At 74.0% G+C, this 20,697-nt stretch carries 9 protein-coding genes and 1 pseudogene; 3 read left to right on the plus strand and 7 right to left on the minus strand.

What is annotated here, in order from left to right:
- The coding region (locus ACIQGZ_RS23215; protein ID WP_402604793.1) for a glycoside hydrolase family 11 protein at nucleotides 1-891 on the minus strand (891 nt) is incomplete at its 3' end.
- A gap of 1,305 nt (nucleotides 892-2,196) precedes the next feature.
- On the opposite strand from ACIQGZ_RS23215, the gene ACIQGZ_RS23220 reads away from it, so the two are divergent.
- Entirely contained in the window at nucleotides 2,197-4,464 is a 2,268-nt protein-coding gene (locus tag ACIQGZ_RS23220; RefSeq protein WP_402604795.1) for a hypothetical protein, read from the plus strand.
- A gap of 97 nt (nucleotides 4,465-4,561) precedes the next feature.
- Here ACIQGZ_RS23220 and ACIQGZ_RS23225 read toward each other — a convergent pair whose 3' ends face one another.
- From ACIQGZ_RS23225 to ACIQGZ_RS23240, 4 genes are all read right to left on the minus strand, one after another.
- On the minus strand, nucleotides 4,562-5,839 hold the full coding sequence (locus ACIQGZ_RS23225) for a cation:proton antiporter (RefSeq protein WP_402604744.1): 1,278 nt from the start codon (nucleotides 5,837-5,839) through the stop codon (nucleotides 4,562-4,564).
- 95 nt (nucleotides 5,840-5,934) lie between these two features.
- Nucleotides 5,935-7,359: a cytochrome P450 gene (locus ACIQGZ_RS23230; protein ID WP_402604747.1), complete on the minus strand. Its 1,425-nt coding sequence runs from the start codon at nucleotides 7,357-7,359 to the stop codon at nucleotides 5,935-5,937.
- Nucleotides 7,356-8,438, minus strand: a complete 1,083-nt coding sequence (locus tag ACIQGZ_RS23235) for an alpha-hydroxy acid oxidase (RefSeq protein WP_402604750.1) — start codon at nucleotides 8,436-8,438, stop codon at nucleotides 7,356-7,358. Before ACIQGZ_RS23235 ends, ACIQGZ_RS23230 begins: the two co-directional genes overlap by 4 nt.
- On the minus strand, nucleotides 8,438-10,045 hold the full coding sequence (locus ACIQGZ_RS23240; RefSeq protein WP_402604753.1) for an NAD(P)-binding domain-containing protein: 1,608 nt from the start codon (nucleotides 10,043-10,045) through the stop codon (nucleotides 8,438-8,440). The genes ACIQGZ_RS23235 and ACIQGZ_RS23240 overlap by 1 nt, the downstream gene beginning before the upstream one ends.
- Nucleotides 10,046-10,273: 228 nt before the next feature.
- On the opposite strand from ACIQGZ_RS23240, the gene ACIQGZ_RS23245 reads away from it, so the two are divergent.
- Both ACIQGZ_RS23245 and ACIQGZ_RS23250 read left to right on the plus strand, forming a co-directional pair.
- The gene (locus tag ACIQGZ_RS23245) at nucleotides 10,274-11,890 is read left to right on the plus strand and encodes a class I adenylate-forming enzyme family protein (RefSeq protein ID WP_402604755.1); all 1,617 of its coding nucleotides are present in this window, start codon (nucleotides 10,274-10,276) and stop codon (nucleotides 11,888-11,890) included.
- A gap of 258 nt (nucleotides 11,891-12,148) precedes the next feature.
- Nucleotides 12,149-13,363: a cytochrome P450 gene (locus tag ACIQGZ_RS23250; RefSeq protein ID WP_402604758.1), complete on the plus strand. Its 1,215-nt coding sequence runs from the start codon at nucleotides 12,149-12,151 to the stop codon at nucleotides 13,361-13,363.
- Nucleotides 13,364-13,476: 113 nt separating this feature from the next.
- On the opposite strand, the pseudogene ACIQGZ_RS23255 reads toward ACIQGZ_RS23250, so the two are convergent.
- Both ACIQGZ_RS23255 and ACIQGZ_RS23260 read right to left on the minus strand, forming a co-directional pair.
- Nucleotides 13,477-16,578, minus strand: a pseudogene (locus ACIQGZ_RS23255) (type I polyketide synthase); the annotation flags it as partial.
- Nucleotides 16,579-16,612: 34 nt separating this feature from the next.
- Nucleotides 16,613-20,697, minus strand: a 4,085-nt coding sequence (locus ACIQGZ_RS23260) for an SDR family NAD(P)-dependent oxidoreductase (protein ID WP_402604760.1), incomplete at its 5' end; no start/stop codon positions are given.

Here is a 20,697-nt window from a genome sequence, read left to right on the forward strand (position 1 = left end):
GTTGGTGATGGTGACGTCGGCGGTGAAGCCGCCCTGCCAGGAGTTGGGGTTGTAGGTGACCTTGCAGCCGCCGGGGGTGCCGGTGCCGCCGGTGGTCGAGCCGCCGGTGGTGGTGCCACCGGTCGTGGTGCCACCGTTGGTGGTGCCGCCGGTGGTGGTGCCGCCCGTGGTCGTCCCACCGGTGGTGGTCCCGCCCGTGGTGGTGCCACCGTTGGTGCCGCCGCTGCCGCCGTCACTCACCGTGATGTTGGAGTTGCCGCTGCTCTGGTAGCCCTCGGTGGCGAGGATCTGGTAGTTGTGGCTGCCCAGGTTCATGCCGTACTTGGCCCAGGCGTCGAAGTGGTTGCCGGTGGTGATGGTGCCGCCGGTCTTCTTGGACTGCCGGACGCTCCAGTACTGGTTGAACGTCGCGGTGCCCTCGATCGACGGGGCGTTGGTCCGCGTGGTCTCGTAGATGTCGTAGGTGCCGCCGTCGCTGGTGACGGTGCCCTTGAAGGTGCCGGTGGGCCGGTAGGTGCCCCAGTTGTCGACGACGTAGTACTCGACGAGCGGGTTGGTCGTCCAGCCGTACAGCGCCAGGTAGGCGTTGCCGGACGGGTTGAACGTGCCCGAGTAGTTCACAGCCCGGCGCGCGCCGGTGGCCCAGCCCTTGCCGGCGACGAAGTTGCCGACGTTGCTCCATGTGGTGCTGTAGTTGCCGCTGGAGCCCAGGTTCATCGAGACCGAACCGCCGCCGTCGGTCCAGAACGAGTAGTAGAACCCGTTGTTGGTGCCGGTCTGGTTCGAGGTGATCGTCGTGTCGGCGCTGGCGGTAGTGGGCATGACCAGCGCGGCCACCGCCAGCGCCAGGGCGGAGACAGTACCGACCAGCAGCCTGACGCGGTTGCGCATTGTGCCCTTCCAGCGGGCAGAGACATGAGCCATGAGCGTTTTTCCTCCTGTAAAGGCTGACGGGGGAAATCCGGACGGCGCGATACGAGCCGACAGAGCCGAATGAACGACTCGGGACCGAGGCCGGCCTAGGAGAGGACGGCCCGGGGGCAAGGGAAACCCGGGAACAGCAGCCGAACCCGGGGCAGGAGCAGCCCGCGGGCAAAGGCGGCCCGGGAATGAGGACCGGCCCCCGGAGGGGGACGGCAACGCATGCCACGTCATCCAACGCGACCGGGAAGGGCGGACCGGTCGATGCGCGACCGGAAGTCAGCGGGGCGGGGTGCGGCCGGTCAGCGTACGGCCGGCAACCATGGGGGCGGTGGGCCGGTCGATGCGCGACCGGCAGCCAACGGGGGCGGGGTGCGGCGGGCCGGCCCGAGCGGCACCGGGTCGGTGGGCCTGCCGACGGCGGCAGCACCCGGAACGGCCTCAGCGGAGGCTCCACAGCACGACGGACGCCGGCTGGAGCCCGGCGAAGCCACCGCAGCCCGACCCGCGCCCACAGAGCGCGACGCCGCACCGCGACCGCACCGCGACCGGGTCACCTGCTGGCAGGGACCCGACAACCCGACGGTAGCAACCGCCGCCGACAGACCGGCAGGCAAGAACGCGCCAGAGGTCCGGGAGGTGCGGGAATGCGCTGTGCCGCCGATCACTGCAACCCCTGCCTTCCGATATCCGGGCATGCACGACTGGACAGTGGCCGAGTGGGACAAGTGGGGCCGGGTGAGGGTGCTTCGGTTACGAGGACGTTGCGATCGCTGGAGAGTATGCGCCCGGATCAAAGCGCCAGTCAATGAGTTGTTTCCGAAAGTTCACCGAAACTCATAAGTGATCACCAGGACTACAGACCGAAACATTTCGAAGCCCCCGACTCCCCGTACCACCGGGAATTCGGGTTCCCTGCCCAAAGCCTTGACGGCACATCAGCCCGCCCTTAGCGTTCGCGAGACCACTCGCCATCACAGCGAAACTTTCGCAGCCCCGCAACCATGCACCCACACCCAGCCATCGGCCCACCACCACGGAAACCACACCACACGGCACGGGTGTGCACGCTCGGTTCGCCTTCGCGGAGGGGCGGACTGCCGGGCGGTGGCCTCGTGCGGTCGGCTGTCCGGGTGAGGTGGCGGGCTCTGACGGCCCAGTGTCCGGCCGGGTTGTGTGACTATATGTCAAGAAAACGTCGTTATGACCCTTATGACAAGGGATCATCGGGGTTCGTCCCGCCGTGGTGCGCGGGCGGCCCGACTGTTGGCGATTGTGGTGGCGCTCGGTGCTGCGGGCGGCGGGCTCGCGGATGCGGTGGGCGGAGGCGGCGGGGTGGTGGCGCGGCCCCGGGCGGCCGGCTCGACCCTGGTCCAGGAGTCGTTCACCGGAGCGACCGCGGACCCGGACTTCGTGGCCGTGGGGACGGCCTGTCTGACCGGAGCCGCCCCCGCGCCGCAGCCGGGGCCGGGGGGCCGGCCGCTGGGCGGCTGCCCGGCCGGGGAGACCGGTCCGGTGCCGCCACTGGGCGCGGCGCCGCACGGCTATCTGCGGCTCACTGACGCCTCCACCGACCAGGCCGGAGCCGTCCTCTACGACCAGGCCCTGCCCGCCAACGCCGGGCTGGACGTGACCTTCGACCAGTGGCAGTACGGGAGCACCACGCCCGCCCATCCTGCGGACGGCATCTCCTTCTTCCTGGTGGACGGGGCCGCGTCACTCACCCACCCCGGAGCGTTCGGCGGCAGCCTCGGGTACGCGCAGAAGCTCCCCGACGACGATCCGGCCAACCCCTTCCTGGACGGGGTGGACCGGGGCTACCTGGGCGTCGGGCTCGATGTGCTGGGGAACTACTTCGGCGACTGGGAGCAGCGCGGCAACGGGTGCCCCGAGCGGTCGCCCGCCGGGACCCAGTTCCGGGTGCCCGCCCCCGGGGCCAACATGGTCACCGTGCGCGGCCCGGGGGACGGCGTCCAGGGCTACTGCTTCCTCACCGCCACCACCGACAACTTCTCCACGGCCGGCCCCTGGCCCTCCACGCTGCCCGGAGAGCTCCAGGGCGCGCTGACCTCGCTGCCGCCGGGCGCGACCCCGGAGCAGGCCGAGGCCGCGTTGGAGCCGTCCGGCCGCCGGGTCCATGTGCAGCTGACTCCGGCACCCGATCCGGTGCTGACCGTGACCATCGACTTCCGCGACGGGACCGGCCCGCACCAGGTGCTCTCGACGCACGCTCCGGTGCCGGTCCCGGCCAGCTACAAGTTCGGGTTCGCGGCGTCCACCGGTCTGTTCACCGACGTCCATCTGATCCGCAATGTGGTGATCACCACCGACCGGCCGCTGCCCGGACTGAACCTGGTCAAGCAGGCCCGGGAGCCGCTGCCCGGCCTGCTGGTCCCCGGGACGGAGGTGCCGTACGAGTTCGTGGTCACCAACTCCGGGAACACACCGGTGAACGAGCCGGCCGTCACCGATCCGACGGTCGGGCCGATCAGCTGCCCGGTCGGCACGCTCGCCCCCGGGGAGACGGTCACCTGTACGGCGACCTATGTGGTCACCGCGGCGGACGCGGCCCGAGGCTCCCTGACCAACACGGCTGTGGCGGTCGGCACGGCCGACGGCCGGCCGGTGGCCTCGCCGCCGTCCACCGTCACGCTGCCGATCGCCCAGCCGCCCGGCATCACCGTGCAGAAGCGCGTGGACGAGCCCGGTCCCTTCGCGCCCGGGGACACCGTGCCGTACTCGTACCTGGTGACCAACACCGGCGGCCAGCCGGTGGAGGACATCCAGGTCACCGATGACCGGGTCACCGGCATCACCTGCGGTGAGAGCACGCTGGCACCGGCGGGCAGCGCCGGGGACAGCACCGTCTGCCACGGCAGCTATGTGGTCACCGAGGACGACGCCGCAGCGGGCAGCGTCACCAACCACGCCCAGGCGACCGGTACGGTCGACGGCCGGCCGATCAGCTCGCCGCCGGCCGAGGCCACCCTGCCGATCGCCGGTCCGTCGCGCCTGACGGTGGAGAAGCGGGTGGACACGGCCGGACCGGTCTTCCCCGGGGACACGGTGCGGTACTCCTATCTGGTCACCAACACCGGCGGCGGCGTACTGCACGACGTCCGGGTGACGGATGACCATGTCGCGGACGTGGTGTGCGGATCGACCACGCTGGCACCGGGCGAGAGCACGGTGTGCCATGGCGGCTACCTGGTCACCGAGGCCGACGCCCAGGCCGGGCAGGTCACCAACCGGGCCCTGGCGGCGGGCGTGGACGGCCGTGGGGACACCGTGGTCAGCGAGCCGGTCGAAGCCACCGTCCCCGTCGTCGAGTGCGTGCCGGAGAACTGGCCGAACCGTGGCGGTGGCGGCCATGAGCAGCCCCGCTGCCCGGAACCCCCGCACCCCGGCCCCGGCCCGCATCCCCCGCACCCCGGCCCCGGCCCGCATCCGCCGCACCCCGGCCCCGGTCCCGGTCCTGGCCCCGGCCCCGGCCCCGCACCGTGGGGCCGGGAGGGTGAGCCCGACCAGGACGATGCCGCGTAGCGGCTGATCCTCCCCAGCGGAACGCGGCGGCCTCCCCGGGACGTACCCGGGGAGGCCGCCGCACGTCCGTGGCGTCGCCCGCTCCCGTCCCGGCGGGCTAGGCCCGGCTGGTGACCGAGGACGGCGACGGGGTGTCGGGCGTGGGGTCGCCGGTCCGGGCGCCGAGGCGGTCCCAGAGGGTGAGCAGCGGGCTGGTCATCACCGTGGTGACCAGGGCGACCACCACCAGCACGGTGAACAGCGACGGCGAGATGATCCCTTCGGAGAGCCCGACGTTGACCGCGATCAGCTGCATCAGGCCCCGGGCGTTCATCAGGGTGCCCACCCGCAGCGCGATGCCGGGCCGTTCCCCCACCAGCCGGGCGGCGCCCCAGCAGGCGCCCAGCTTGCCGACCACCGCGGCCGCCACGCAGCAGCCGGCGAACAGCAGCAGCGTCGGATCGGTGAACCGGCCGAAGTCGGTGTTGAGGCCCGAGTAGGTGAAGAAGAGCGGCAGCAGGACGGTACGGCCCAGCGGGGTGAACAGTCCCATGGCCCGGTCCACCGCCGCCGAGCGGGGGAAGCACACGCCGAGGCCGAAGGCCCCGAAGACGGCGTAGAGGCCGATCCGGTCGGTGTACCAGGCGGTGAGGAACAGCACCGCGACGACGGCCGGCAGCAGCTCCCCGGTGGGCAGCCGCCCGGCCAGGGCCGTCGCCCGCCCTCGGAGGCGGACCAGCAGGGCCAGCAGCACGGCGAGCACGGCCGTCCCGACCACCGCGAGGAGCAGCGGCCCGCTGCTGCCCCGGGCGAGGCTGACCACTCCGGCCAGCAGCACCCAGGCCACCGCGTCGTCCAGGGCCCCGGCGGCGAGCGCGACCGAGCCGTAGCGGCTGCCGGTGAGGCCGCGCTCGGTGATGATCCGGGCCAGCATCGGGAAGGCGGTGATGGCCAGGGCGACGCCGACGAAGAGGATGGTGGCCAGCGGCCGGGTGCCCGCCGGGAAGATCGCCACCCGGCCCCGCGCGCCCCAGGCGAGCGCCGCCCCCAGCAGCAGCGGGGCGAGGATGCCCGCGGTGGAGATGGCGGCGGCGGACCGGGCGACCTGCCGAATCCGGTCGGTACGGAACTCGTAGCCGGCCTGGAACATGAAGATCACCAGGCCGATCTGGCCGGTGACATAGAGCACCGGCCTGAGGTCCTGGGGGAAGAGGGCGTGTTCGGCGCCGGGCGCGAGCAGGCCCAGCACGGAGGGCCCCAGGGCGACGCCGGCGACCATCTCGCCCACCACGGGTGGCTGGCCGAGGCCGCGCAGCGCGAGCCCGACGAGTCGGCAGACGCCGAGGATGACGACCACGGAGAGGAAGAAGGCAGGGCCGAGCTCGACACTGGACATGGCGCTGAGCCTTTCGCCGGGGTGTGCGCCTGCGGCTGCCGCAGCGCGATGCCGTGCGGCTGCCGTACGGTCGGTTGCCGGTGTGCTCCGGCGTCCTACGGCCCGCCGGCGTAGGGGCAGCCCGGGGCCTGCCCGCCGGTGGGGCCGCCGGTGGGGCCGAGGGGGCGGCCCTGGTCGTCATGGCTGTCGAAGTACCGTTCCGCCAGCCGCTGCCGGCGCGCGTCGAGCACCATGTAGGTGCCGAGCAGCAGTTGCAGCGGCCCCCGGCAGACGTCCTCCCAGCGGTCGCGCACCCGCAGCAGCCCGCGCGCCGCCGCGGCCAGCGGCCGGGGCAGCGGGGCGTCGCGCCGCACCAGCAGGCAGGGCCCCCGGCTGGGCAGCGAACGGGTGTGGGTGACGGCCGACTCCAGGGTGTACCGGGCCAGCACCTCTCGGGTGGCCGCGCGCATCACCAGTGGGGCCAGCCGCCAGGCGGGGCACGGGCGGTTGGCGGCCACACCGAACGGGATGTGGTGGGCCTGCCGGGCGGGCAGCCGCTCCCAGCGGGACGGGTCGAACAGCTCCGGCCGGTCGTGGCCGCTGGCGTGGTACGCGGGGTAGTCGAAGAGCAGGACGGACCCGGCGGGCAGGACGGTGTCCGGCCCCAGGGCGATGTCATCGGTGGCGATCCGGTGGGCCACGCCGAACAGTGGGTACAGCCGCAGCGTCTCGTCCATCACATCGCCCAGCAGCCGGTCGTCGTCGGGGGCGGCGGCCAGCCGGGCCTGGAGGTCGCGGTGTTCGGCCAGCACCAGCAGCAGATGGGCCATCGCCTCGGACATCTGCACCACGGCGGTGTTGAAGAACGTGCCCTGCAACCAGTACGCCTGCTCCGTCCGGCTGAGCAGGGCCGGCAGCGGGTGCGCCACCTCCCCGGCGTCGATCCGCCGGAGCAGGTAGCGGGTGAGGCGGTGGCGGCGGCGCATCCGGCGGGGGCGGACGCACTTGAGGGCGTTCACCACGTCCTCGGCGTTGCCGGTGATCAGGCGGCGGGCTGCGGGCGGGCAGGGTTCGTCGAAGACCCGTTCGTAGAAGAACTCGGCCCAGACCGGCATCATCAGGTCGCGCAGCCGCACCAGCCGGGCCCGGCCGCCGCCGAGTTCGTCCAGTACGGACGCGGTGCGGCGGGCGGCGGCGTCGGCCAGCTCCCGGCTGGAGCCGCTGAGCACGGCGGCGGTGGCGCGGGCCACCTCCTGGTGGCGGGGGCCGGGCTCCAGATGCTCCTGGTGGATGTGCGGGCCCGGGGCGAGCCAGTACCAGAAGAGGTCGGAGAGGGCGGCGCCGCGACTGCGGCCGTCGGCGCGGGGGTGCGAGTAGACCTCCTCGAAGCGTTCGGGTCCGACCTGGTCGTTGGGGAAGACCACCCCCTGCTCGCCGTTGACCCTGGCGAAGATCGCCTGGCGCAGGGAGACGACCGCGTCCGGCAGCCAGTACGGCGTGGAGAGCAGCGCGCCTGCGGCCAGCAGGGTGCGGGCCCTCATGAGGGCTCCCCGCCGGGGTCGCGTACGGTCACCTGGTCCCGGGTCAGATCGGCGGGCCGGGCGCCGCCGCACAGGGCCAGCACATGGTCGAACTCGTCGCGCAGCGCCTCCAGCACCTGGCCGACCCCGGCCTGGCCGGCGGCGGCCAGGCCCCAGAGGACCGGTCGGCCGATGCCCACGGCGGTGGCGCCCAGGGCGAGGGCGACGGCGACATCGGAGCCCCGGCGCACCCCGCCGTCCAGCAGCAGCGGCAGCCGCCCGGCGGCGGCCTCCGCGATGGCGGGCAGCGCCGCCACGGTGGCCGGGGCGGCGTCCAGTTGGCGCCCGCCGTGGTTGGAGACGATCAGCGCGTCCACGCCCGTGTCCAGGGCGAGCGGGACGTCCGCCGGGTGCAGCACGCCCTTGAGGACGATCGGCAGCCGGGTGAGCCGCCGCAGCCGGTCCAGGTCGTGCCAGGACAGCGCGGGTGACATGCCGATGGCGCGGGGGCGGCCGGGTGGCGCGCCGGGCAGGTCGCGCATGTTCTCGGCGGCGAGCCCCGGCGGCAGGTCGTCGAACCCGTTGCGCCGGTCGCGTTCGCGGCGGCCGAACACCGGGGAGTCGGCGGTGACCACCAGGGCGGAGCAGCCGGCCCGCTCGGCCCGGCGGACCAGGGCGGGGGTGACCTCCGGGTCGGGTTGCAGATAGAGCTGGAACCAGACGGCGGCGTCGGCGCTGACCGACCGCGCCGCTGCGGTGACCTCCCCGATGGCGGTGGTCGCCGCCATACTGGCGATCAGTACGGTGCCGGCGGCCGCGGCGGCCCGCGCGGTGGCCCGTTCCCCCTCGGGGTGGGCCAGCCGGTGGAAGGCGGTCGGCGCGACCACGACGGGCATCGAGGCGCGGTCACCGAGCAGCGTCACCGCCAGGTCCCGCCGGGCGCTGCCGCGCAGCACCCGGGGGAGCAGGGCGTAGCGGCGGAAGGCCCGCTCGTTCTCCGACAGCGCCGCCTCCTGCCCGGCGCCACCGGCGAAGAAGTCGTAGTGGACCGGGTCGAGGGTGCGCCGTGCCTGGTCGTGCAGGCGGGCCAGCAGCGGCATCACCCGCGGCTCACGGCGGGGAGGGCGGCCCGGTCGCGCAGGAACCGCAGCAGGGGAGCCCGGTGGACGTCGGGGCTGTCCCACTCGTTCTCCAGGTTCTCCGTGAGGTGGTGCTCGGCGGCGGGCGCGGTGGGCGGCTCCCCGCCGCCGGGGGCGTCGAACCAGCGGACCACCGGGTGCAGATACCGCCCGTCCAGCCCGCCGGTGTCCCGCTGGGAGACCCGGGCGACCGAGGCGTCGAACGGATTGACCCGGTCGTGGTCGGCGCCGTACTCCAGCGTCACGGCGCCGTACCCGGCCACCTCTCCGAAGCGGCCTTCGGCCACGGCCCGGTGCAGATAGGCGACGGGCACCTCCTCCAGGTACGCGACCGTGCCGTCCCGGTAGGCCAGCACCGCGTCGGCCAGGAAGCCGAACAGCTGCCAGAGCGCGGAGGTGCGGTTGACCCGCGCGAGCACCGCGTCACCGACCGCCTCGGCGGTGGCGGGCAGCGGGCGGGCCGGCCAGGGCCGGTCGTGGTGGCGCTGCTCCAGAATCCGGTGCAGGGCGCGCGTGCCGTAGCGGAAGCCGTGGATGAATCCGCTGGTCGACTTCTTGAAGTCGCGCACCTGGGTGATGGTCCCGGCGAAGTAGAGGCCGGGGACATTGACCGACTCCCAGGCTTCCGTCTGCGCCGGGAAACGCCCGTTGATCGTCAGTTCCGGGCGGCATTCGGCGGCGAAGACCGAGGCGTCGAATCGAAATCCGGTGGCCAGGATGACCCGGTCGTAGGGGATCTCCTTGACCGTTTCGGCGACCCGGGAGAAGCTCACCGCGACCCGGTAGGTGCCGTCCGGCTGTTTTCTGATGTGGCGGACGTGGCCCTCGAGCAGCGCATTCTGCGACTTCAGCTGGTAGGTGTCCAGGAAGTTGTTGTTGACGGCCCGCAGATGGCCGACGAAATGGGTCTGCCAGGCGAGCTTGAGCGATCCCGGGCCGGCCACGTGAATGACCGCTGCGGTCTCTATCAGATTGTCGGCGGTCTCGAAGGCCGAGTTGCCCCGGCCGATGATGAGCACCCGCTGGCCGGTGAAGTCCGCCGGGTCCACGGACACCTGGTCGTAGCGCTCGGCGCTCTCCTCGCCCTCGATGCCGGGCAGGTGCGGCAGGGACACCCCGGTGGCCATGACGATCCGCCGGGCCTCGAAGGTGTTGCCCTGCTGGTCCTCGGCCAGGAAGGGGCCGGGCCGGCTGATCCGGGTGATCCTGGTGCCGAAGCGGACGGTGAGCCGGTGCTCGGTGGCGAAGTCGGCCAGGTAGCGGACCAGGTCGCCGGCGGCCGGGAAGTAGCGCGGGGTGTAGTCGGTGAACAGCGGCCGGGACTCGTCGGAGAGCAGCGAGTTCCAGTCGGTGCGCAGATTCAGTTCGGGGTCGTCCCAGCCGGTGTGCCGCTTGTTGATCGATATCAGGGTGCGGTGTCTCGGAAAACGGGTGAAGAAGGTTCCCGGGGCGTCGCCCGCCTCGACGATGAGATAGCTGCGTCCGGCCTTGTCGAGGAAGTATCCGGCCTGGAGTCCGGCCGGGCCCGCTCCGATGACCAGGTATTCGACGGACACATGGTCGCGCATGGCTCTCCCGTCGTCGCATTCGGTTGACGTGTCCACGTTAGTTGAGCCTTCAATGGACTGCTACGGGGCGGAAGTGTGATGTGGATCACAGCTTGATTCGCTCTTTCCGAGGGATAACGTGGAACGGTTGCCCGCCACCCCGGGCCGCCCGTTGTCCGATCCCCAGGAAAGGCGCATTCGGCTGGCTGGAATCCGTACGCGCCCCTCCTCGTCCGGCACGGAGGCAAAATGCAGCAAACCGCAGAAAAACCCTTCCCCCAGTCACTTGTCGCCGCCTTCCGCAGTGAACCGGGCAAACCGGCCTTCGAGTACCGCTCCCGGTCCGTCTCCCGAGCCGAGGTCCTGGACCTGATCGCCCGCTGCGTCGGCGGCCTCCGCAGGTCAGGGCTGGAACCCGGCGCCGCCGTGGCCCTCGGCACCGACGTCACCCCCGAGGGCTTCGCCGTCCAGATCGCCGCCCATCTGCTCGGCCTCCAGGTCGTCGGCCTCCGCCCCGGGCTCACTTCCGGCCAGCTCGCCGACGTCCTCTCCCGAGGCATCCACGCGGTGATCACCGACACCCCGACCGCCGACACCCCGACCGCCGACACCCCTGGCGGCGACACCCCAGCCGGCGCCGCCCTGCGGACCGCCGCCGGGCCCGTCCCCGTACTGCCGCTCGCCGCGCTGCTCGACGCCCCCGCCACCCCCGACGCCCTCCAGCCGCACGGCCGCCCCGACGACACCGCCGTCGTCTATCTGACCAGCGGCAGCACCGGCCGCCCCAAGGGCTGCGCCCTGTCGTACCGCGCGCTGACCGCCCACTGGTCCTGGCAGCCCGCCCGCTGGAGCGAGGAGACCACCCGACTGGCCGCCCAGTACCACCGGTTCCTGCTCTTCGGCACCCTGACCAGCGCGGTGATGTTCGAATGGCTCGGCCTCTGCCTGCTCGGCGGCGGCACCGCCGTGATCCCCGACCCCCCGGTCGACATCCCCGCCGACTTCGCACGGCACCGGATCACCGCCTGCCTGATGACCGTGCCCCGGCTGCACCGGCTGCTCGACACCCTGCGCAGCACCCCCGTCGACCTGAGCAGCCTGCGGGCGCTGCTGGTGGCCGGCTCCCCGCTCGAACCGCACCGCCTCACCGAGGCCGTCGACCGCCTCGGCCCGGTGGTCCTCCAGGGGTACGGCCAGACCGAGACCGGCTTGCTCACCCTGCTCACCCCGGACGACCTCGCCCGCCGGCACCCCCGGGTGGCCGGCTCGGTGGGCCGCGCCCACCCCGGCGTGCGGCTCCAGATCCGCGACAGCGCGGGCCGGCCGGTACCCGCCGGTGAGCGGGGCGAGGTCTGGGCCCGCACCTCCGGCGCCATGGCCGGCTACTGGCACGACCCGGACGAGACGGCCGAAGTGCTGCGGGACGGCTGGATACGCACCAGGGACCTGGGCCGGTTCGACGAGGAGGGCTTCCTCCACCTGGAGGGCCGGACCCGCGACATCATCATCGTCAACGCGGTGGTCCACTACGCCACGGCCATCGAACGCTCCCTGACCGACCACCCCGACATCGACCAGGCCTATGTCGTCGGCCTCCCCGACGAGCAGACCGGAGAGGCGGCCCACGCCTTCGTCGTCCCCACCGCCGGCCGCACCCCCGACCCGGCCGCCCTGCGCCGCCACATCGGCGGCCAGCTGGGCCAGGCCGGCGTCCCGGCCACCATCACCGTCCTGGACCAGGTCCCGACCACCCCGGGCGGCAAACCCGACAAGCGGGCCCTCGCCGCCCTGCGCCGCCCACCGGGCCCGCACCCCGGGCACCTCCCCGACCCGCCGACGGTACGGCGCGGCAGCCCGGCGCCGTAGCCGCTGCCCCGAGCACCGGGCTTCCCGGTCGTCACCCCGCGCTCCCGCCCGGCCCGGTGCTCCGCCGACCGGCTGCGGTGTGCTGGGACCGCTGCTGGTTCCACCGGCGGGCGGGGCGGCGGCCGGGCCGGTCGGCACGGTACCGGTGGCGCGGTCCCCGAAAGGCCCGCGAGCGGTTTAGAACGGCTTAACACCGCCCCCCGACAATGCCTGTTCACCAGCGGGGGAGCCGACTGTGAACCGAGGGCCGGGGGCCGTATGAGCAGTGACACCGTGACGACCGAGACCGTGGAAGCGCCGGACTTCCCCATGACGCGGGGCTGCCCCTACCACCCGCCGGCCGGATACGAGAGCCTGCGGAGCAAGGGGCCGCTGGCCCGGGTGCGGCTGTACGACGGGCGGCCCGCCTGGGTGGTCACCGGGTACGCCGAGACGCGGCAACTGCTGGTCGACCCCCGGCTGTCGTCCGACCGGACCCGACCGGACTTCCCGGTGCTGGTGCCCCGGATGGCCGCGGCGAAGCTGACCGCGCTCGTCGGCATGGACCCGCCGGAGCACGACATCCAGCGGCGCATGCTGATCCCCAGCTTCACCGTGAAGCGGGTCAACACGCTGCGCCCGGCCATCCGCCGGATCGTCACCGAGAAGATCGACGCCCTGCTCGCGGACGGCCGCCGGAGCGCCGACCTGGTACCGGCGTTCGCGCTGCCCGTGCCGTCCACCGTCATCTGCGAACTGCTCGGCGTGCCGTACGCCGACCATGAGTTCTTCGAGCTGCAGACCAGCCGGATGGTGCAGGCGACCAGCACCGCCGAGGAGGCGGCCGCCGCGAGCGCGGCCCTGGTCGGCTACTTCGACGACCTCATCGCCCGCAAGGAGGCGGAGCCGGGCGAAGGGCTGCTCGACGAACTGATCGCGGACCGCCTCGCCACCGGGCAGCTGGGGCGGACCGAACTCGCCTCCATCGCGATGTTCATGCTCGTCGCCGGCCATGAGACGACCGCGAACATGATCGGACTGAGCATCCTCAGCCTGCTCGAACACCCCGCGCAGCTGGCCGCGTTGCGGGCCGATGAGGGGATCGCCTCCAGCGCGGTGGAGGAACTCCTGCGCTTCCTGTCGGTCGCGGACGAGTTGCAGCGGGTCGCGGCGGCCGACATCGAGATCGGCGGAGTCGTCGTCAAGGAGGGCGACGGCGTCTATCTGCCGAACGCGGCGGCCAACCGCTCGCCCGAGGTCTTCGAGGACCCGGACACCCTCGACGTGCGGCGCGGCAGCCGTGGCCACCTCGCTTTCGGCTACGGCATCCACCAGTGCATCGGCCAGAACCTCGCCCGCGCCGAACTGGAGATCGCGCTGTACGAACTGGCCCGCCGGATACCGACCTTGCGGCTGGCCGAACCCATCGAGGCGCTGGGCGTGAAGCCGGGCGGCTCGGTGCAGGGCGTCTTCCGGCTGCCGGTCACCTGGTAGCCGCCGCCTCCGCGATCGCACCCGCGCAGCGGAAGCCGGAAGGCGGAAGGCGGAAGGCAGAAGGCAGAGGGCGGGAACCGGGCCGAGGAGGCCCGGTTCCCGCCCTCCGTCCGTCAGGCGGCGGTCAGCTGCTCCGCCAGAAAGCCGGCGACCGCCGCCGGCGTCGGATAGTCGAAGAGCAGGACGGCGGGCAGCAGCAGCCCGGTCGCCTCGCAGAGCCGGTTGCGCACCTCCAGCGCCGTGAAGGACGAGAAACCGATGTCCAGGAACCGGTCCTCGGCCGCGATCGACTCATGGGAGCCATGGCCGAGGACGTCGGCGGCATGCACGCGGACCAGATCCAGCAGGGATTCGGTACGCTCCGCACCGCTTGCCGCCGCCCCCTCCACCGCCGCCCCTTCCACCACCGCCCCGGGCCGCTCCGGGCGCGGGGCGGGCGCGGCGAGCTCCGGCCACCAGTAGTGCGTGTGCTCGAAGGGGTACGTCGGCAACTCCACCGGCGTGGCCGCCCCGGGGGCGAACCAGCCGTCCCAGCGCACCGCCCCGCCCGCCACATGCAGCGCGGACAGCGCCGCCGCGAGCGTCTCCCCGTCCGGCCGCCCGGCCACCTGCACCGGGACGACGACCGGCGCCGCCTCCGGCAGGCACGCCGTGACCAGAGGCGTCAGCACCGCGTCCGGCCCCACCTCGACGAACGCGCCGACACCCGCCTCGTACAGCGAGCCGACCACATCGGTGAACCGGACCGGCGACCGGAGCTGACGGGCCCAGTAGTCCGGCTGCCGCAGCTCCTCCACCCGCACCGGACGGCCGGTCAGGTCCGAGACGACCGGGATCGCGGGCGGATGGAAGCTCAACCCGGCCACCACCTCGCGCAGCCCGTCCAGCGCCCCGTCCATGTGGGGCGAGTGGAAGGCCCGGCTGACCCGCAGCCGACGCGTCCGGCGGCCCCGCCCGGTGAACAGGGCCGCCACCTCCGCCACCGCGTCCGCGTCCCCGGACACCACCGTCGCGGACGGGCTGTTCACCGCCGCGATCACCGCGCGCCCCGCGTACGGGGCGAGCGCACCCAGGACCTCCTGCTCCGACGCCTCGCACGCGATCATCGCGCCCCCGGCCGGCGCGCTCTGCATGAGCCGGCCGCGCGCGGCGACCAGGGTGCACGCGTCCTCCAGCGACAGCACACCCGCCGCGTGCACCGCCGCCAGCCCGCCGATCGAGTGCCCGGCGAGCCGGCCGGGGGGCGGCAGCAGCTCACCGAGCAGCCGGAAGAGCGCGGTCTCCAGCGCGAACAGCGCGGGCTGCGCGTAGTCGGTCCGCTCCAGCAGCGCCGCCTCCGCGCTCCCCTCCGCCGCGAACATCACCTCCTTGAGCGGACGGCCGCCCACCGAGGTGCCGAACGCGTCGCACACCTCGTCGAGCGCCTTGGCGAAGACCGGCCGGGAGGCGTACAGACCGGCGCCCATGCCGGGCCGCTGACTGCCCTGACCGGTGAAGAGATACCCGGTGAGCAGCCGGTCGGCCGCCGTGCCCCGCACCACCCGGGCCGACCTGCGGCCCGCCGCCAGCGCGGCGAGCGCGTCGAGCCGGTCGGCGCGCTCGCCCGGCAGGACGACCGCGCGGTATGGGAACGCGGTGCGCCCGAGCGCCAGGGTCCGGCCGGTCTCGGCGGCCCCGACGCCGGGCGTGGCGACGAGGTGCGCGTGCAGCCGGTCGGCCTGCGCCCGCAACGCCGACTCCGTACGGGCCGACAGCGGCCAGGGCGCGGGCGGTTCGGCGGCCCCGCCCGCCACCGGGTCGACCGGATCGTCGGCGGTGGTGACCGCCGGCTCCGGAGCCTGCTCCAGGATCACATGCGCATTGGTCCCGCTGATGCCGAAGGAGGAGACGCCCGCCCGGCGCGGCCGGCCCCGGTCCGGCCACGGCACGGCCCGGGTGAGCAGTTCCACGGCGCCGGCCGACCAGTCGACATGCGGGGTCGGCTCGGCCACGTGCAGGGTGCGCGGCAGCACGCCGTGCCGCATCGCCTGCACCATCTTGATCACCCCGGCGACCCCGGCCGCGGCCTGCGTGTGGCCGATGTTCGACTTGAGCGACCCCAGCAGCAGCGGCTCGCCGTCCGGGCGGCCCTGCCCGTACGCCGCGAGCAGCGCCTGCGCCTCGATCGGGTCGCCCAGCCGGGTGCCGGTGCCGTGCGCCTCCACCGCGTCCACCTGCTGGGGGGCGAGCCGGGCGTCCGCCAGCGCCTGCCGGATCACCCGCTCCTGGGTCGGGCCGTTGGGCGCGGTCAGGCCGTTGCTGGCGCCGTCCTGGTTGACCGCCGAGCCGCGCAGCACCGCGAGGACCGGGTGTCCGCTCCGCCGGGCGTCGGACAGCCGCTCCAGCAGGACCAGGCCGACGCCCTCCGCGAAGCCCGTCCCGTCGGCCGACGCGTCGAACGCCTTGCACCGGGCGTCGGGCGACAGGCCGCGCTGCCGGCTGAACTCGACCAGCAGCAGCGGCGTCGCCATCACCGTGACACCGCCGGCCAGCGCCAGGTCGCTCTCGCCGCGCCGCAGTGACTGCGCGGCCAGGTGCATGGCGACCAGCGACGAGGAGCAGGCCGTGTCCAGCGTGACGGCGGGCCCTTCCAGCCCGAGGTGGTACGCCACCCGGCCGGAGGCCACACTCGTCGCGTTGCCGGTCATCAGATGGCCTTCGTAGCCGTCGGGCAACCGGTCGGGGGGCGGTACGTACGCCTGCGAGACCACACCGGCGAAGACACCGGTACGGCTGCCGCGCAGCGAGCCGGGCGCGATCCCGGCCCGTTCGAACGTCTCCCAGGCCACTTCGAGCAGCAGCCGGTGCTGGGGGTCCGTCGCAACCGCCTCCCGGGGGCCCATCCCGAAGAACGCGGCGTCGAACCCGCCCGCGTCGTGCAGGAAGCCGCCCTCCCGGGTGTACGCGGTGCCGACCCGGTCCGGATCGGGGTCGTACAGCCCGTCCAGGTCCCAGCCCCGGTTCGCCGGGAAGCCGGTCACGGCGTCCGTCTCGTCGGCCACCAGCCGCCACAGCGCCTCGGGGGAGTCGGCGCGGCCGGGGAAGCGGCAGCCCATCGAGACGATCGCGATCGGCGCGTGCTCCTTCTCCTCCAGCTCCCGAATCCGCCGCTTGGCCTGCCGGAGGTCGGCCGTGGTCCGCTTGAGGTAGTCGCGGAGCCGGTCCTCGTTGCTCATCGCAGTCGCCCTCTCTGCCGCTGGTGTGGGCCGGTCATGACGCGTCGAGTTCTTCGTCCGCGTCGAGTTCTTCGTCCGCGTCGAGTTCTTCGTCCAGCACGCGGAACAACTCGTCGTCGGTCGCCGCCGCCAGATCCGCGTCCGCCTGCGCGGACCCGGCGCCCGCAGTGGGCCCCGCCTCCTCGTCCCAGCGCCACAGCGCGGCCCGCAGCCGCTCCCTGAGCTGGGGGAAACCGGCGCTGTCCACCGAGACGGCGGCGAGCAGCCGGTCGAGATCGCCGGCCGGGTCTTCAGTGTCATCCGGTGCGAGCAGTGCGGCCAGCCGGTCACCCAGCGCGGTCGGGGTGGGGAAGTCGAAGGCCAGGGTGGTCGGCAGCCGCAGCCCGGTCGCCGCCGCGATCCGGTTGCGCAGCTCGACCGAGGTCAGCGAGTCGAAGCCGATCTCCTTGAACGCCCGGTCGGCGGCGATGTCGTCGACCGTGACATGGCCGAGCACCGCCGCGACCTGCTCCCGGACCAGGGTGAGCAGCGCCGAGGAGCGCTCCGGGCCGCTCAGGGCCGCCAGCCGTTCCGCGAACGAGGCGGCCGGCACCCGCTCGGCCCGCGCCGCCCGCCGGGGTCCGGCGGCCCGCACCAGCGACCGCAGCACCGCCGGCACCTGCTGCGCTCCGGCCCCGGCGAGGGTACGCAGCCCGGCGCCGTCCAGCGGGGCCGGTACCAGCAGCGGCCGGCCGTCCAGCAGCGCCGCGTCGAACAGCGCCATCCCGTCCGGCACGGACATCGGGACGAGCCCGCTGCGGGCGATCCGGGTCAGGTCGGCCTCCGCGAGGTGCCCGGTCATACCGCTCGCCGGCTGCCACATGCCCCACGCCAGCGACACCGCCGGCAGGCCCTGGGCCCGGCGGTGCTGGGCGAGGGCGTCCAGGAACACATTGGCCGCCGCGTAGTTGCCCTGACCGCCGCCGCCGAGCAGCCCCGAGGCGGACGAGAACAGCACGAACAGCGACAGGTCGAGATCGCGGGTCAGCTCGTGCAGATTCCAGGCCGCGTCGACCTTGGGCCGCAGCACCGAGGCCACCTTCTGCGGGGTCAGCGACGCCAGGACCGCATCGTCCAGGACACCGGCGGCATGGACGACCCCGGTGAGCGGACGGTCCGCCGGTACGGCGGCCAGCAGCCGGGCGAGCGCCCCCCGGTCGGCGGCGTCGCACGCCTCGATCCGCACCGTGGCGCCCAGCTCCGACAACTCGGCGGACAGCTCGGCGGCGCCCGGGGCGGCGGGGCCGCTGCGGCTGGTCAGCAGCAGCTGCCGTACGCCGTGCGCCGTCACCAGGTGGCGGGCCAGCGCCGCCCCCAGGGTGCCGGTGCCGCCGGTGATCAGGACCGTGCCGTCGGAACCGCCGGCCCGGGGGAGCGTCAGGACCACCTTGCCGACCTGCCGCGCCTGCCCGAAGTGGCGGAACGCGGCGGGGGCCCGGCCCACGTCCCAGCTGGTGACCGGAAGCGGCGACAGCACCCCCTGCTCGAACAGGGCGAGCACGCTCGCCAGCACCTCGCCCACCCGGTCGGCGTCCAGCTCCAGCAGCTCGAAGGGCTGGTAGAGCACCCCGGGGCGCGCGGCCCGCACCGCCTCCGGGTCCCGCAGGTCCGCGATGCCCATCTCCACGAACCGGCCGCCCGGCGGCAGCAGCCGCAGCGACGCGTCGATGAACTCCCCGGTCAGCGAGTTCAGTACGACATCGACCCCCGCGCCGCCGGTCGCCTCCGCGATCCGCTGCTCGAAGTCGGTCGTACGGGACGACGCCAGATGGTCCGCGTCCACCCCGAGCGCACGCAGCGCCCCCCACTTCCCGGGACTCGCCGTGGCGAACACCTCGGCGCCCAGCTGCCGGGCCAGCTGGAGCGCGGCCATCCCGACGCCGCCCGCCGCCGAATGGATCAGCAGCCGCTCGCCGGGACGCACCCGGGCCAGCTCCACCAGCCCGTAGTACGCGGTGGTGAAGACGGCGGGCACCCCCGCCGCCCGGGTGAACGACCAGCCCGCCGGAATCCGGGCGAGCAGGCGCCGATCGGCCACGGCCACCGGGCCGATCGCGCCCGGCACCAGCCCGAACACCCGGTCTCCGACGGCCGGCGAGTCGACACCCGGACCGGTCTCCAGCACCGTGCCCGCCGCCTCGGTGCCCAGCGGACCGCCGCCGGGGACCATGCCGAGAGCGGTGAGCACATCCCGGAAGTTCAGGCCGGTGGCGCGCACCGCGATCCGGACCTGACCCGGTGCCAGCGGGGCGTCGGCGGCCGGGTACGGGGCGGCGCGCAGGTCGTCCGGCGAACCACCGGGAGTCTCCAGCCGCCAGGCGCCGCCGTCCTCGGGCGGCACGACGGCGGCGGCCCCGGCGTCCGGCCGGGTGAGCCGGGGCACCAGCAGCCGTCCGTCGCGCACCGCGAACTGCGGCTCGCCGGTGGCCACGGCCGCGGCGAGCGCCTGCCGGGAGGACTCCTCGCCGTCGAGGTCGGCCAGGGTGATCCGGTCCGGGTTCTCGGTGGCGGCGGACCTGACGAGCCCCCACAGCGGGGCCGCCACCAGGTCCAGCGGGTCGCCCGGGAGGGCGGTCACGGCATGCCGGGTGACCACGACCAGCCGGGCCGACGGGTGGTCCTCGGCGGCCGTCCACTGCTGGAGCCGGGCGAGCAGGTCCGTGACGGCGGCGGTGACGGCGGCGGGCGTCGACCCGGCCTCGGTGTCGGTGCCGGCGCCGGTGTCGGTGTCGGCGGCGGGCGGCCCGGCTGGGCGGCCCGGCGTCGTGACGTCGAGGATCTCGAAGGGCACGGGCTCGGCCGCGTCCGGGACGGCCACCTCGGTCCAGTCGAGCGCGTAGAGCGACTCGGCACCGGACCGCGTGGCCCGCGACAGCGGCCGGTCGGTGTCGACCGGCCGCAGGGTGAGGGACTGCGCCGTCGCGACGAGCGCCCCCGTCGGGTCGGCCACGGACACGGTGACGCTGTCCTCCCCCGCCGGGCCGGGGGCGACGGTCACCCGCAGCGCGGTCGCCCCGGTGGCCGCCAGGGAGACCCCCGACCAGGAGAACGGCAGCCGGACGCCCGCACCGAGGAAGTCGCCCAGCCCCATGGTGTGCAGGGCCGAGTCCAGCAGCGCCGGGTGCAGCACGAACCGGGCGGCCTCGGCGTGGTGCTCCGGGGCCAGCGACACCTCGCCGTACACGGTGTCGCCGGATCGCCAGGCGGCGGTGAGGTTCTGGAAGGCCGGCCCGTACTCGTAACCCCGTGCGGCCAGTTCGTCGTAGAGGCCGTCCACATCCAGCGGGGTCGCCCCCGGCGGCGGCCAGGCGGCGGCCACCTCGCCGGTCACGGCGGGACGGTCGGCCGACGGGGCGAGCGTCCCCGTTGCGTGCCGGGTCCACTCCGGGCCGTCACCCAACTGCGCGTCGGCCGCCGTGTCGGGCCGGGAGTGCACGCCGAGGCGCCGCCGCCCCTCGGCGTCGGGTGCCTCCACCGCCACCTGGAGCCGCAGGCCGCCGCGCTCGGGCAGCAGCAGCGGCGCCTCCAGGGTCAGTTCCTCCACCTCTCCGGCCCCGACCTGCTGCGCCGCCTGGAACGCGAGGTCCAGGTGGGCGGTGGCCGGAAGCAGCGGCGTGCCCGCCACCGCGTGGTCCGCCAGCCAGGGGTGCGACTGGAGGGAGAGCCGTCCGGTGAGCAGCACCCCGTCACCCTCCGCGACGGCCACGGCGGCGGTCAGGAAGGGGTGGTCGGCGGAGTCGACGCCCAGGTTGCGGCCGTCGCTGTGCGCGGCGGGGCCTTCCAGCCAGTAGCGGCGTTGTTGGAAGGGGTAGGTGGGGAGGTCGGTGGGTGTGGGTGGGGTGGGTGTGGGTGGGGTGGGGGTCCAGTTGGTGGGGGTGCCGTGGGTGTGGAGGTGGGCGAGGGAGAGGTGGAAGCGGTGGAGGGTGCCTTGGTGGCGGCGGAGGGTGCCGGTGATGAGGGTGTGGGTGTTGTGGGTGTTGTTGGGGTTGGTGGTGTTGGTGGTGTCTTGGATGGCGGTGGTGAGGATGGGGTGGGGGCTGGTTTCGATGTAGGTGGTGTGGCCGGTGGTGTGGAGTTGGC

The organism is Streptomyces sp. NPDC092296, assembly GCF_044755465.1.
In the GTDB taxonomy this organism is placed as follows: domain Bacteria; phylum Actinomycetota; class Actinomycetes; order Streptomycetales; family Streptomycetaceae; genus Peterkaempfera.